This is a genomic window from Pedobacter sp. W3I1 (assembly GCF_030816015.1).
Lineage (GTDB): Bacteria > Bacteroidota > Bacteroidia > Sphingobacteriales > Sphingobacteriaceae > Pedobacter.
This window is the reverse complement of record NZ_JAUSXN010000001.1, coordinates 4,698,555-4,713,325: the sequence shown is the minus strand read 5'-3', so window position 1 is coordinate 4,713,325 and position 14,771 is coordinate 4,698,555. Positions and strand designations below refer to the sequence as shown.

Annotated in this window: 14 protein-coding genes and 1 tRNA gene; 10 read left to right on the top strand and 5 right to left on the bottom strand. The window is 38.8% G+C overall.

From position 1 onward, the window contains the following. Positions 1 to 100: 100 nt before the first annotated feature. On the top strand, positions 101 to 2,692 hold the full coding sequence (locus tag QF042_RS19230; RefSeq protein ID WP_307531406.1) for a DNA translocase FtsK: 2,592 nt from the start codon (positions 101 to 103) through the stop codon (positions 2,690 to 2,692). 61 nt (positions 2,693 to 2,753) lie between these two features. Next, positions 2,754 to 3,404 carry an outer membrane lipoprotein carrier protein LolA gene (locus QF042_RS19225; RefSeq protein ID WP_307531404.1) on the top strand — a complete coding sequence of 217 codons (651 nt, stop codon included), beginning with the start codon at positions 2,754 to 2,756 and terminating at the stop codon, positions 3,402 to 3,404. Positions 3,405 to 3,796: 392 nt separating this feature from the next. Here the strand turns inward: QF042_RS19225 and QF042_RS19220 are convergent, their stop codons facing one another. Next, the gene (locus QF042_RS19220) at positions 3,797 to 4,120 is read right to left on the bottom strand and encodes a hypothetical protein (RefSeq protein ID WP_307531402.1); all 324 of its coding nucleotides are present in this window, start codon (positions 4,118 to 4,120) and stop codon (positions 3,797 to 3,799) included. 45 nt (positions 4,121 to 4,165) lie between these two features. Here QF042_RS19220 and QF042_RS19215 point away from each other — a divergent pair, with 45 nt between their 5' ends. The 3 genes from QF042_RS19215 (at position 4,166) to QF042_RS19205 (ending at position 5,381) form a co-directional block, all read left to right on the top strand. Beyond that, the gene (locus tag QF042_RS19215; protein ID WP_167293640.1) at positions 4,166 to 4,438 is read left to right on the top strand and encodes a hypothetical protein; all 273 of its coding nucleotides are present in this window, start codon (positions 4,166 to 4,168) and stop codon (positions 4,436 to 4,438) included. Between the two features lie 49 nt (positions 4,439 to 4,487). Next, positions 4,488 to 5,252 (top strand): MBL fold metallo-hydrolase, encoded by a 765-nt coding sequence (locus tag QF042_RS19210; RefSeq protein WP_307531398.1) that lies wholly within the window; start codon positions 4,488 to 4,490, stop codon positions 5,250 to 5,252. A gap of 45 nt (positions 5,253 to 5,297) precedes the next feature. Next, a tRNA-Leu gene (locus QF042_RS19205) sits at positions 5,298 to 5,381 on the top strand. 312 nt (positions 5,382 to 5,693) lie between these two features. Here the strand turns inward: QF042_RS19205 and QF042_RS19200 are convergent. The 4 genes from QF042_RS19200 to QF042_RS19185 form a co-directional block, all read right to left on the bottom strand. After that, entirely contained in the window at positions 5,694 to 6,644 is a 951-nt protein-coding gene (locus QF042_RS19200; RefSeq protein WP_307531396.1) for a hypothetical protein, read from the bottom strand. 421 nt (positions 6,645 to 7,065) lie between these two features. Then, complete coding sequence (locus QF042_RS19195) at positions 7,066 to 7,704, bottom strand: hypothetical protein (protein ID WP_307531394.1); 639 nt, start codon at positions 7,702 to 7,704, stop codon at positions 7,066 to 7,068. A gap of 248 nt (positions 7,705 to 7,952) precedes the next feature. After that, positions 7,953 to 8,852 (bottom strand): DMT family transporter, encoded by a 900-nt coding sequence (locus QF042_RS19190; protein WP_307531391.1) that lies wholly within the window; start codon positions 8,850 to 8,852, stop codon positions 7,953 to 7,955. Further along, positions 8,852 to 9,397: a GNAT family N-acetyltransferase gene (locus QF042_RS19185; protein WP_307531389.1), complete on the bottom strand. Its 546-nt coding sequence runs from the start codon at positions 9,395 to 9,397 to the stop codon at positions 8,852 to 8,854. The genes QF042_RS19190 and QF042_RS19185 overlap by 1 nt, the downstream gene beginning before the upstream one ends. A gap of 72 nt (positions 9,398 to 9,469) precedes the next feature. Here QF042_RS19185 and QF042_RS19180 point away from each other — a divergent pair, with 72 nt between their 5' ends. The 5 genes from QF042_RS19180 to eboC all read left to right on the top strand — a co-directional run bounded on the left by QF042_RS19180 (position 9,470) and on the right by eboC (position 14,745). After that, on the top strand, positions 9,470 to 10,336 hold the full coding sequence (locus QF042_RS19180) for a LysR family transcriptional regulator (RefSeq protein ID WP_307531387.1): 867 nt from the start codon (positions 9,470 to 9,472) through the stop codon (positions 10,334 to 10,336). 1,251 nt (positions 10,337 to 11,587) lie between these two features. Continuing rightward, positions 11,588 to 11,968, top strand: coding sequence for a transmembrane 220 family protein (locus QF042_RS19175; protein ID WP_307531385.1), 381 nt, complete (start codon positions 11,588 to 11,590; stop codon positions 11,966 to 11,968). Between the two features lie 17 nt (positions 11,969 to 11,985). Beyond that, positions 11,986 to 12,843, top strand: a complete 858-nt coding sequence (locus QF042_RS19170) for an EboA domain-containing protein (RefSeq protein ID WP_307531383.1) — start codon at positions 11,986 to 11,988, stop codon at positions 12,841 to 12,843. Between the two features lie 26 nt (positions 12,844 to 12,869). After that, positions 12,870 to 13,856, top strand: coding sequence for a TatD family hydrolase (locus tag QF042_RS19165; protein WP_307531381.1), 987 nt, complete (start codon positions 12,870 to 12,872; stop codon positions 13,854 to 13,856). 4 nt (positions 13,857 to 13,860) lie between these two features. Then, the gene (gene eboC / locus QF042_RS19160) at positions 13,861 to 14,745 is read left to right on the top strand and encodes a UbiA-like protein EboC (RefSeq protein WP_307531379.1); all 885 of its coding nucleotides are present in this window, start codon (positions 13,861 to 13,863) and stop codon (positions 14,743 to 14,745) included. Positions 14,746 to 14,771: the final 26 nt, after the last annotated feature.

Here is a 14,771-nt window from a genome sequence, read left to right as displayed (position 1 = left end):
GCAATGGTTGCAATTTGTAATTATTTTTTTTGTTAGGCTTTCGTTAATGCTGCGCAGTTTTATCTAAGTTTGTTCAATATTAAATTATTTAGGATAGAAAATGTCGGTAAGGGGTAACCAGTTTAAAACCAATACATTCAGAGATAAAGGTGCAGAAAGTGCACCCGGCAGATCATCATCAGGTAGACAGCCGAAAGAAAAAAGAGATTTTTTGCCAAGCTTCGATTTGGCAGACGGCCGTGCAGTTAAAATTGCAGGTCTGTTTTTTGTGATATTGTCATTATACTTTTTAATTGCTTTTACCTCGTATTTATTTACCTGGCAAGATGATCAGAGTTACGTAATCGACGCAAATGGCGGTTGGAGCAATCTTTTTAAAACAACAGAAGAACTAAAAGAAGCTGGTGTTTCCATACCTGTAGTTCAAAACTGGTTAGGCAAGTTTGGTGCCCTGTTATCGCACCAGTTTATTTACGAATGGTTCGGTATTGCCTCTTTCCTGTTCGTTTTGGCCTTTTTTATTATTGGTTACCGTTTATTGTTTAAAGTTAAAATCCTTTCTATCTCTAAAACATTAGGTTATAGCTTTTTCTTTTTACTGTTTATTTCATTAACCTTAGGTTTCGCACATAGTTTTTGGTCAGAATCGCCACATTATTTAGAAGGCGAGTTTGGGTATTGGAGCAGTAAATTATTAGGTGCCCAAATTGGCGCAGCTGGTGTTGCCGGATTAATCGCTTTTGCCGGATTAACTATTTTAATCATTGCGTATAATATCGATTTTAAATTTCCTGAGCGTAAAGAGAAAGAAGTTTACCTTGATAACGAAACGCCAGATTACGTAAACGACATTAGGGAGCAAGCTGTAAAAAACAATCCTTTCGAAGAACCATCAACACCCATTGAATTTCCGGTACGCGATAAGCCAGTAGGTAACGAACGTAAGCAACAAAATGTGGTATTACAGCCAAGCCGTTATGAAGAAAAAGAAGCGGAAGAAACTGTGGCACCTGTTGTATTATCTCCATTGGCTACCAATTTGCCATTGGCTACTGCTGCGGCTTCATCACTGCCTTTAGTGGTAGAGCCACCAATTGAAGCTGAAAAGGAACCTGCTTTTACGATCGAAAAAAATGAAGATGATAAAAAGTCGGACGATCTGGTTGAGCAGTTTGGTAATTATGATGAAAAATTAGATTTATCTGGTTACAAGTATCCAACAATTGATTTGCTCGAAAATTACGGTACCAATAAAATTTCGGTAAATGCCGAAGAATTGGAAGCCAATAAAAATAAAATTGTAGAAACGCTTAATCATTACAATATTGAAATTGATAAGATTAAGGCAACCATTGGCCCAACGGTTACCCTTTACGAAATTATTCCGGCCCCTGGGGTAAGGATTTCGAAGATCAAGAACCTGGAAGATGATATTGCACTTTCATTAGCAGCCTTAGGTATCCGTATTATCGCACCAATGCCAGGTAAAGGTACCATTGGTATCGAGGTACCCAACCAACACCCGGAAATGGTGCCGATGCGCAGTATTCTAAATACCGAGAAATGGGTTCAAAACACGATGGATTTGCCTATTGCTTTAGGTAAAACCATTAGTAATGAGGTTTTTATAGCAGATTTAGCTAAAATGCCTCACTTATTGGTGGCTGGGGCAACAGGTCAGGGTAAATCGGTGGGTATTAACGCCATCCTGGTTTCGCTGTTATTTAAAAAACACCCTGCACAACTTAAATTTGTACTGGTCGATCCGAAAAAAGTAGAGTTAACCCTATTCAACAGAATTGAAAGGCACTTTTTAGCTAAACTACCGGGAGAGGCCGATGCCATTATTACCGATACTAAAAAAGTAGTAAATACTTTAAACTCACTTTGTATCGAAATGGATCAACGTTACGATTTACTGAAAGATGCGCAGGTTAGGAATTTAAAAGAATATAACGATAAGTTTGTAAAACGCAAGCTTAATCCAAATAACGGTCACCGTTTTTTACCTTTCATTGTTTTAGTGGTTGATGAGTTTGCTGATTTAATGATGACGGCAGGTAAAGAGGTTGAAGCACCAATTGCACGTTTGGCACAATTGGCCAGGGCGATCGGGATCCATTTGGTTCTGGCTACACAGCGTCCATCGGTAAATATTATTACAGGTACTATTAAAGCTAACTTCCCGGCCAGGTTAGCCTTTAGGGTGTTATCGAAAATCGATTCGCGGACCATTTTGGATAGTGGTGGCGCCGATCAGTTAATTGGCCGTGGTGATATGCTTTTATCTACAGGAAGCGACTTAATCAGGCTACAGTGTGCTTTCGTTGATACACCTGAGGTAGACCGCATTTCTGAATATATTGGTAACCAACGTGGTTATGCCGATGCTTACCAACTGCCAGAATATATAGATGAAGCAGGAGAGGGAAGTAAGGCCGATTTTGATCCTAACGAGCGTGATAAGTTTTTTGAAGATGCAGCCAGACTCATTGTAATGCATCAGCAGGGTTCTACCTCATTAATACAGCGTAAACTTAAATTAGGCTACAACAGGGCAGGCCGGATTATCGACCAATTAGAGGCCGCCGGTATTGTTGGCCCTTTTGAAGGAAGCAAGGCCCGCGAGGTTTTATATCCCGATGAATATTCTTTGGAACAGTTCTTGAATAATATGAATGACAAAGACTAGATTAAACCAATACAAAAAAATCTACTCTAACGTTTCAAAGGAAAAATTTAAAAAAGAAAAGATGAAGAAATTAATTTCAGCATTAATGGTTGTAGTTGCTTTTACAACTTCAACTTATGCTCAAACTGATGCGAAAGCTAAAGCCATTTTAGCAGAGGTAAGTAAAAAATACAAATCGTATAATATTGTAAAAACAGATTTTACCTTCACTTTGGATAATCCAAAAGCTAAAGTAAAAGAAACCCAGCAAGGTACTTTGTATGTTAAAGCCAATTCCAATAAGTATAAAGTAGCCATGACTAACCAGGAGTTATTTAGCGATGGTAAAAGCCAATGGACTTATTTGAAAAAAGACAAAGAGGTGCAAGTGAGCAATGTAGATAATAGTGGCGATGCCATTAATCCTGCTAAGATTTTTATGGTTTATGAAAAAGGATTTAAGTATGTGTACACTGGTGAACAAAAAGCAGGTGCCAAAACTTATCAAATGATTGATTTAACGCCTGTTGATGCTAAAAAATCGATTTTTAAAGTTCGTTTGAGTATCGATAAAGCGGCTAAACAAATTGCCAATGTGGTATTGTTCGATAAAAATGGCAACAAATACACCTACAACGTAAGAACTTTTTCTCCAAACGTAAATGTACCAGAAACTACTTTTGCTTTCGATGCCAAAAAATATCCTGGTGTTGAAGTGGTAGATTTAAGATAATAATTTATTACCGCCAAGGCGGGATGAAACCTGGAGGTTCAGTTGGAAGCAGCTGAACCTTTTTTGTTTAATAACAATTTAGCCATTTATAACTAAGATGCGCTAATATGACTTAGGTGGTGAAAAAGCTAGGATGGGTAAAATGCCTTAATCACCTAAGTTTTATTATGTATAGTCCTAAGGCGGTCGTCATGCTGAACTTGTTTCAGCATCTTTCCAGCTATTAACTGGCCTTGCTTCCTTAAGAAGGCACAAATGTCATTTTTTCCGCTCTATGCCGCGGGGCATGGTACTTTGGAGCGCCAAAGTACCCAAAGCGCTTTGTCAATCCAGCAATGTGGCTTTCTCACCGCCCACGCTCATCAAAAAAACAGCGGCACTTCGTTTTGTGTTCAATACCTTTTAACCTTAAACGCAGCGGATAAGAACACAAAACCACTGCGTTTCAGGCTTGGTAGTGCTACTTGTTCTTTTCTACACCTGTTTTTTTGATTCTTCTGCCACTTGGGATTGACGGCGTTCTTCGGTAAAACCTGTGGTTTATTGACGTAAGTTAGCAAAGCGCCTAACCCAGGTGCAATAAACAGGGACGGGCACGATTCCTGAAATTGTTCGGGATGAGTAAAGCGGATGGCAGGAATTCGTAACCAATTGCTGCAGAAGCCTGATTTTCTAAATGTTTTAGAAATGAACATAGTGGTTGATAAATTTTTCATCGGGTATTTATGAATGCTGCGCAGATTTATCTAAGTTTGTTTCCAATGTCATTGCCACTAACAAACCATACTTTAGAGAAATTAGAAGCCCTGCTTTTTGCTATGGGTTATAAGGTGCGTTACGAGAAAGGGAACTTTAAAACGGGTTCTTGCCTGCTCGAGCACAATAAGGTTGTTGTAGTAAATAAATTTTCAAACCTGGAAGGAAAAATTGCCGCATTGGTTACCCTGGTTAAGCAAACCAATACCGACGAAAATTTGTTAGAAGAAAAACAACGACAATTTTATCTATCCCTACAACAAACAGAATTATTTTAATGGAGATAAAAAACTACAATTACATCAACAGAAAGGAAAGTTTAAACAGATGAAAGTTACTTTTTTAGGCACTGGTACATCACAAGGCGTTCCTGTAATTGCGTGTAGTTGCGAAGTTTGTTTATCTGCTGATCAAAGAGATAACCGGTTAAGGACATCGATTTTAATAGAAACTATTGATAAAACGATTGTGGTAGATAGTGGTCCTGATTTCCGTTACCAGCTTTTGCGCGAAAAGGTAAAAGATCTGGATGCTGTTCTCTTTACCCACGAACATAAAGATCACATTGCCGGTTTAGATGATATCAGGCCATTTAATTACCTGCTGCATAAGGTAATTGATGTTTATGCGACCGATAGGGTGCAAACGGCGTTGAAAAGGGAATTTTATTACATTTTTGCTGAAACCAAATACCACGGTTTGCCGCAGATTAATCTCCACACGGTAACCAATGGCGAAGATTTTAAAATTGGCGAAAGTACAATTATTCCGTTTGAAGTGATGCATCATTTGTTACCCATTACCGGCTACCGGATTGGCGATTTTACTTACATTACCGATGCTAAAACCATATCGGAACCAAGTTTTGAAAAAATAAAGGGAACAAAAATATTGGTGCTCAACGCTTTGCAGAAAGAACCGCATATTTCTCATTTTACTTTAGGCGAGGCCATTGCCTTTGCAGAGAGGGTAGGTGCAGAAACCACTTATCTTACGCACATCAGTCATAATTTGGGTAAACATGCCGACGTAGAAAAGGACTTGCCTGCACATATTCGGTTGGCTTATGACGGTTTAAAAATAGAATTGTAAATGATTGTTTCACAAATCCAAAATTAAATTATATTTGCAGCATAAACCCAGGTGGCGAAATTGGTAGACGCACCAGCTTGAGGGGCTGGCGCCTGTATGGGTGTGGGAGTTCGAATCTCCTCTTGGGTACTTCACCGGAGATCAAGTTTTTTAATCTTGTCTTCGGTTTTTTATTTCCTATGGATTTGTGTTTTAGTAAAAATGATTATTAAGAATAATTAATTTGGTAACTATATACGACTTGGGACAGGAAAGGGCATAGAGATTAGTCAACTTTCCTTCCAATCTAATTATAGATCACGATTAATGTGAGTGTATTTGCACTCCTAAATCGCCCGTTAGGTATTTACCCATTCACATATCTTATAAATAAGGGATGTAATTCGGTGGAGGGTTTACAACAGTTCGGAAATAAACATATTTCTTTCGGCTTTGCATGTATTATGTAGATTGATGAGGAACTAAGAATTCAAAAAGATCGGGCTCTGGAATCGGTTCAGGTGGAGTAGATCTGATAATATGCGCCTCATAGTCAACGTTGAACGCACTGCCGGGATTAAGCCTGTTTTGTTTAGCCAGATACTCTCCAGCTGCCTTGAAATCATCTGCATGAAATGAGTTTTTCTTAAAAAGAATATCAGCTTCCTCTGGACTTTTGCCTTCGAACATCTTTGGATCGTCCTGAACAAGTTTTGTTAATCTCTCTAATACCGATCTTTTCCTAATATTGTTAAACTCCCTCATCGTTGGGGCTTTTGAATTATAGGAATTTAGCTCTGGAATAGGAATAAAGGTACAGCTAGGGTTTGCCTTTGGATATCTCGCAAATCTTGAATAGTCATCAAATCCCCAGTTGTTGTCAAGCTTGATCGAGAATATCGTTGAGCCCTGGCTTTCTTTAAAACTCTTTGTCGCTTCAATCTGTTTGCCCATATACTGGATCTCATCCTTGAAGTAAATATTCAAAAGAAACAATGCCGCTAGTGCATCGAAAAGATATTTTAAGCTACCGAATGTAAAGGAATTTGCACGGTCGTGCTTTAGGTTCTGATACGCGTTATTCCAACCGTAGGTATCCTTTTGAGTGATGGTGTTTTTGGTGTTTTTTGCGAACGGTAGGATTGTTCTATTTGTCTGGAAACAATTCACCGAACTCACGATCACTTCCTTTACCTCCAGGAAATAGATTGGATTGAGTACATCAAGACCGTCAAAATCAAACTTGAAATTCTTTTTAAGAGTTCCGAACTGGTTTTTAAATATTTCCTTTGTAATGGATTCGATTTCGATGCTCGCCCTTAACAACAGGTCAGATATCTTGGATGAATATACATTGAGCTGCGCATCATCGACATGTATGTTTGTCATCAGCGAATTGAGTTCAGTTTCCAAGTTGATATAAACGGGCCAAAAGAAGTTCGGTGACATATTTAGAATATTGAAATGAAAATATACAGTTAATATTTTAATAATGATGCTCAAGTTGTATATTTCAGTGAAATGGGTTCTTTCCCAATTTCATTAGTAAGCCTAGAGCCTAACTAAATATAGATGATCCCAAGCCCTTTCATAATACGTTATTAGAGTGTTTTCTTAAAGGAAATTGGATCTGAATAATTTAACTACCAAAAGTGGAGAAAACCCCGGAAGTTACTACTCTATTCAGGTTAAACTGGCTACCGATTTAATAACATCTTCCAATTTCTTAAATGTTGTACGTTGAAGGAGCATAATGTTTAACTCCTGGAATAAAAAGCCCCCACAATCTGCAGGAGCTCAAATTCAAATTATCTTTTCTTTTACCCCTCCCTCATCACTCAAAACTTCCTTTCCCATCAGCAACATAACTGTAAATTACCATATATTCGATGCCGTTCTTTTCAAAATATCCTATAGGAATATCACCTTTTTCAAAGTAAGCTGATTTACTTTCGAATGGAATGCCGCAAAGAATGGTATTAGGTTCTATTTGATGATAAACAACATCATTTCTATTGTTTGCAATAGCCATCAATGCTGATAAATTTTTGCCCGATCCTTTTTGATTATATTTTGGATGATGCGGGTGTTGATTGGCCGATACCCAGGCACCATTAGCCATTGGTTTATAAAATTTGCCTAAAGGGATATCGAAGCGGCGTGGCAAAAAACAAGAGGTTATTGTGCCATTGGTGGTGATGGTTCCGGTTTCTATAAAGAAATGGGTGATTTGAATCCAATGCCGGGTGAGCTGATACACATATTCCCGAATGGAATTTTGCCCATCTTCTAAAAATTCTGCCCATCCGGTGTAGCGTGGCAGAGTCATCATGATTTCAGAAACATTGCCATCAATATGATGTAAGGTAGCCTTTACCGCGCAAATGGAAGGTAATACATTAGTGTTGGCTGATTCAGCTGCAACCTGAGCAGGGAGCTGTGTGTTTTGGTTTTTACTTTTGGTAGTTCGCATAACCGTAAAATAAAGTATCCTGGTCGCTGCGAACTACCAAATAACTCTTCACAGAGAAATTGAAAATGTGGGACTACCACTCGACCAGGAATATTGTTAAAGAAATTTAATTGATTTTAGCTCTGTGTTTAAGTGAATGATGATATTAATTAGTAATTCGCATAGGCAATTTAGAAACAAAATTTTAAATCACAAAGAAAAATCTTAATTATTGAATGAAAAGTATCCTTGTCGCTGATAAATTAAACCTAATACTTTTTCGCCCTCAATACCCTGATTGCAGCTTGGTTTGGCATTCTCCACTTCAGTTCGGAGATCAGTGTTGCCAAAAATATCATTCCGCCTCCAATCAATAGCCTCGATGTAATTTCTTCTCCCAAAATAAAATGCGCTGCAAAAGCTCCGAAAATGGGTTCGAAAAGATAGATGATGGATACCCTTTCGGCGCTAATGTATTTTTGAGCAATATTCGATATGGTGTACATATATGCCGTCGAAAATAGTGCGCAAAAAATAATGCCAATCCAAAATGTTTCTTGCTGCGGAATCAAGGTGAGATTACCCTGAATTAAGGTTAATAGCAAAGTTAACATAGCGCAAGTGGCAAACATGGGTACAATGGTCGGGATAATATCGCCTGCCATCGATTCCTTTTCAATCTGGATGAGATATATGGCAAAGCAGAAAGCGCCGATAATGGTGTATATATCGCCGGTTCCGATACTGAATGTATCCGTAACCGATATTACAAACAGCCCAATTAGCGCCGTGAATGCCGCAATCCATATTTTTAGCACCGCAGGTTTTCGATAAATAAAAAGTTTTATCACCGGAATCATGACAACCGTTATGCCTGCTACAAATGAACATTGCGATGCTGAGGTATGGGTAATGCCCAGTGTTTGCAAATAAATGCCCAGTACCAGCGGAATAGCCAAACTGGCGCCTTTTTTAATAGTGGTTAAATCAAGCTTTTTTACATGTTTCCAGAAAATAACCGATAACACCATTGTGGCGAGTAAAAAACGGTAGAACAAAAACAGAACTGGTTGGTGCTGGCCAATAGCAAGCTTGGTAACAGAAAATGAAATTCCCCAGAAAGCGGTACCCAGTATCAATAAAATTAAAAAGAGGTTTCTTTTTTCCATTACGATACTTTTAATTCATTATCGTTAACCAATACTTTTTTCATCATCAAATCTGTTTGCTCATCATCGCCAAGCCAGAACTTATGTTTGTCGAAAGCTATAAAACCATTTTTTTCGTAGAATCTTAATGCTCTGTAATTTTCTTCCCACACACCAAGCCATACATAACTGGCCTGTATTTCCTGGGCAATATCAATGGCTTTTTGATAAAGCAGCTGACCAACTTTTTGACCGTAATATGCTTTTAGGAGGTAAATTCGCTCAATTTCAAGTGCATCAAGATTTAGCTTTTCGGTTTGCGCTTGCCCAATGTTGATTTTTAAATAACCAATCGCTTTTCCATCAAGCACCGCAAAATAAAACTGAGAATCTGGATTATTCAATTCCCCATTCAGTTTTTCTTCCGAAAAGCCTTTTTCGAGGTACTCTTTCATGTTATCCTCTGTGTTTACCGCGGCAAAAGCTTCGGAAAATGTTGTTCTTCCAATCTCCTGTAATTTTTTAATATCAGCCGGTGTTGCCCTTTCGATGATGATCTGCTCCATGGCACGAATGTAACAACTCTTTAAATGTAATAAAATGCTATTTTATCATTTATTAATGCGTATTTTGCATTAATGGATCTTCAACGAATTAAGTATTTTTTGGCCCTGTCAGAACAGCTTCATTATTGGAAAACGGCAGAGAAGGTAAATATCACACAATCAGCCCTTAGCCGCCAGATTCAGTCGCTTGAAAAAGAATTGGGTTTGCAACTTTTCGAGCGTAATAAACGAAATGTGAAACTCACCCCGGCGGGTAAATTCTTAAAAGAAAAGTGGGAAGTAGAGTTAAGTGAACTCGAATATATTCACCAATTTGCAAAACAGATCCATTTAGGTGAGCGTGGAACCATTACCATTGCGCATCCTGATTCTATATCGGCTTCTATCATGCCCGATATTTTGGCTAAGATTACGCAGGCATTTCCACAGCTTCAAATTAAGTTGGTACAGGTATTATATGAAAATCAGCTGGATTTTTTGAAGAACTATAAGATTGACCTGGCCATTACGAGGGATATTACCAGTGAGCAAGGTATTAAATCAAAAAAAATATACTCCGATCACCTGGCTTTAGTGGTGCCGTTAGCACATTCTTTTAAAAAAATTGAGGATTTATCCACAGAAAGCCTTAAAGTGCAAAAGTTTATTCTGCCTACTAAGGATGAGGGCAGTAGCTATAGCGAAATTATTCAGGCACTTTTCAAATTTTATGATTTTGTTCCTGATGTATTTCTGCATTCCGAATTCGGATCTACAATTATCGCACTGGTGCGGAAAGGATTGGGAATAGCTATTTTGCCAGATTCTTATATGCATCACCAAAGTCCTGGCCTGCGGTTTATCCCCTTGCCTTTTAAAACCGATATATTAATCAATTGGCGGGCCGATGACCACAATCCGGTGCTTGCGAATATTTTAAAACTTGTTTTTGGAGATTAAGTATGGTTTACGCTGTTTAATCTGGACCTTTAAATTTCGTTTTTATATTTTACTTGTCATTCTGAGGGTTAATTTATTGTATGAAAATCAATATTAGTGACGTATAATTGATTTCTTTTGCCATACACCACGATCTTTCCTCGGCTCGCCGCCGCCGAAGGGCTCTTTCTTTTTGGCATCAAAAAGAAACAAAAAATGCCGGCTGAAAATTTTTCTTTTGAAGCCAGTTGTGCGGCCAAAACAGTGTAGCCCGAAAAATTTGTTAGGCCGGATTTAAGTAGAACGGGGATACCGTGCTATGGCCTGGTTGGGCGGAAATACACATTAGATATAAACCACTCATATTTAAATAATTACAAAATAACAAATGGTAGGGTTAATTTATTGTATAAAAATCAATGTAGATGACATAAGATTTTTAGTGTATTGGTTGCGATGAATCGTCATTATAAGAAGGCTTTTTCAGTCGACAGCCTGTCCCGATTTTCACTCTCGTGTGGATACATCTTTTTTAAGAATGGTTTGGGCATCATGCTAGCTGGCTTTAATAAACCACAATCTTTACCGAAGAACACAGTCAATCCCAAGGGCCTGGGAAATCAAAAAAACAGTTGCAGGAAAGAACAAATAGTACTACCAAACCTGAAACGCAGTGGTTTTGTGTTCATATACGCTAATTTAAAGCTTTAAGAAATATTGAACACAAAACGAAGTGCCGCTGTTTTTTTGATGAGTGTAGGGTTGTGTAAAAGGCCCATTGCTGGATTGACAGAGCGCTTTGGGTACTTTGGCGCTCCAAAGTACCATGCCTCCGCGGCAAAGAGCGGAAAAATAAAAATATTTTTGTACTCAAAACGACGGCTTTTGAATTGAGCTCGCTAGTAGCAAAAAAAAGATGCTGAACTAAATTCAGCATGACGATCGCCTTAGGCAAGGGGCAAAAACAAATTCAGATTTAAAAAGATGTTCTCACACGATGGAACCTTTCGGGAAAGCAATCTTTATTGCAGTATCACTAGCATGAAAGATTGCTTCGTCGTTCCTTCTCGCAATGACGACCCTTCTATCAGAATCTTAAACTGTACCTGTATTTGAATATCTCCTGCATTCATTTTTAATCAAAAAAAACTTTTATAGCAGTATATAATTTACATTTTTTAAGCAAAAAAAGCATTCAGTTTAAATAACTTTGTTTTTCAATGAAAAAAATCGGGAAATCGATTTAGCTTGTTTTAAACCAAATAATTTAAAATGCTTTTAATTATTCTCAACATTATTTTTTGCATCTCGTTTTTAGGCTTTGCTTATGTAAATTTAAATGATAACGATGCTTTTCTTTGGGTGTCTATCTATTTAAGTGCTGCAATATGCTGCGGATTGGCCGCGGCGGGTAAATTTTATCCTTTCGCATATTTGTTTTTAACTGCTTTCTATTTAATTTATGCTGTTATCCTGTTTTTTGCCAAAGATGGTGTACGAGATTGGATTAGGAAATATAAGCGGCCAAGCCTGGTTGAAAGCATGCAGGCAACTAAACCTTATATCGAACAAACGAGAGAGTTTTTTGGTCTATTGATTATTGCCGGTGCATTGTTAATCAATTATTTTGTTTCAGCGGGTATCACCAGCTAATAGATTATTTATACTTTATGAAACGTGATGATACGAGGGCTATGCAAAATGCTTTATCAGCTATTGTAAAAAGCAATGTAAGTGCAGAAAGCCAAAACTGGTTGGAAAGCATAATACAATCAGCTGATCAAAGCAATAAGATTAGTCAGGCATTCGTGATGGTACCGCGCAAAACGGGGAAATCGATTATTCAGCTTAACGACGAGCAAAAGGTTTTAATAGAAGAGGTTGGAATCAGTTATATCAGTAACTGGACCATTTACAGGCTTTGCCGCGTTTGGTTGCTCAGTGCTTTAAATTCTGAAGATCAGGATAAACTCCACGCAACTGTCGATCGTTTGTTCCTGGCCGCAGAAATGAATGAAGCGGTAGCTTTGTATTCGGCATTGCCATTTTTAGCTCACCCGGAAATTTGGGTTAAACGTTGTGCTGAAGGAATCAGGAGCAATATCGGATCGGTTTTGGAAGCAATTATGGAAAATAATCCTTATCCTGCAGAAAATCTGGATGAAGCCGCGTGGAACCAATTGGTACTGAAAGCTTTTTTTACCGAAAAAAACATCAAGCTCATTGTGGGTTTAGATAAACGTGCTAATCTGGACCTTGCATCAACGTTGATAGATTATGCAAAAGAACGCTGGGCTGCCGGGCGAAAGGTAAACCCACAACTTTGGCGTTTGGTTGGTAAATTTATCAATGCGGAAATTTTTGAGACCCTTAAAGTAGGTTTACAGCATTACGACCAAATTGAACAACGTGCTATTGCACTTGCTGTTTCTCAGTCTAACTATCAACCGGCAAAAGATTATATTAGCACTTTTCCTGAACTTAAGTTAGCCCTCTTAGAAGGAAACTTAAATTGGGATTCATTTTAACCATTAGAAATTCAAAACAGAGATATATGTGTTGCAGTAGTTCAATTGAAAGAGATAAAGCATTGATGGGAGAGCCTGAGGCGTTTGATATCAGTGCGGTAAAGGGGATGAAATTCTTCGACCCACATGTTCACATGACTTCGAGAACAACAGACGATTACCAGGCCATGGCCGATGCAGGAGTTGTTGCTTTGATAGAACCCGCATTTTGGCTGGGGCAGCCACGTACCGGCTTGGATAGCTTTAGAGATTACTATAGTAGCCTAGTCGGTTGGGAGCGCTTCCGTTCCTCGCAGTTTGGTATAAAACATTATTGCACCATCGGCCTTAACTCAAGAGAAGCCAATAACGAAAGCCTGGCAGAGCAGGTAATGGAAATATTGCCATTGTTTATCTATAAAGAAGGAGTAGTTGGCATAGGCGAAATCGGCTTCGACGATCAGACTGCAGCCGAAGAAAAATATTACAGATTACAACTTCAACTGGCCAAAGAAGCAGGTTTACCTGTACAGGTACATACGCCACACCGCGATAAGAAAAAAGGTACCCAGCGCAGTATGGATATTGCCTTGGAGCATGAGCTCGATCCTTATAGTATAATTATCGATCACAATAACGAAGAAACGGTAAAAGAGGTGTTAGATCGAGGTTTTTGGGCGGCTTTTACCATTTATCCGTTTACCAAAATGGGCAACGAGCGCATGGTGGAAATTGTAAAGCAGTACGGCCCAGAGCGGATTATGGTTAATTCTGCCGCCGATTGGGGCATCAGCGATCCTTTAGCCGTACCAAAAACGGCTGCTTTAATGAAAATGCGTGGTTTAAGCGATGAGGCTATTGAACTGGTGACTTACCGCAATGCGATTACTGCATTTGCACAGAGCGGACAGCTGGATGAAGCCGATTTTAATGCGCAAAAAAATGTAGACCTTACTGAAAAATTTGAGGGCAATACCATTTTGCGTGGCGGACAGCAGCCGAGAACAGATAAATCGTCTATCATCATCAGCTAAAGTATTGAAAAAAATTATGGTCTATCTGCGCATGATGCGCCCTGCCAATATTGTAACTTCAGTAGCCGATATTTTGGCAGGGATTGCCATTTCTGGGGTTTTAAGCACTGGATTGTCCATTCCATGGTTTTCTATCTTGTTTTTGGCCGCATCAACCGCCTGTTTATATGGGGGAGGAATCGTTTTTAACGATGTTTTCGATGCCGATCTGGATAAAATAGAACGTCCCGAAAGAGCCATTCCAAGTGGTTTGATCAGTTTACAAGGTGCTACCATTTTAGGAAGCTTGTTGCTTTTTGCCGGAATTGCTTTGGCCGCATTAAATAGTTTAACTTCGGGCCTATTGGCCCTTTTGGTGGCCGTTTTCGCTTTGCTTTATAATAAATTTGGCAAACACCATTCTTTTTTCGGACCGTTGAATATGGGCTTATGCCGTGGGTTTAACCTGCTGCTGGGGTTAAGTATTGTGCTGGAAATGCTTTACAGCCATTATTATTTAGCTATAATCCCTGTGATTTATATTTTCTCGATCACCATGACCAGCCGTGGCGAAGTTCACGGAGGCCATGCTAAAAATCTATATTTGGCCGCCTTTCTGTATGCAATCGTGATTTGCGCTATTGCTTATTTCGCTTTTGTAAACGATAGGTTGCTGTGGTCGCTACTGTTTCTGGTTCCTTTTACCTTTATGATTTTCAGGCCACTTTTAAAAGCGATAAAAGAGCCTGTTGGTAAAAATATCGGCGGGGCAGTAAAAGCCGGCGTAATTTCACTTATTTTGATGGATGCAGCCTGGGCCGTAACTTTCGATGCGTTGATTTTGGCTTTTATCATTGCAGCTTTATTGCCATTATCCATGTGGCTTTCTAAATTATTCGCTGTTACTTAACCATCAAACACACATGACCAATTGAT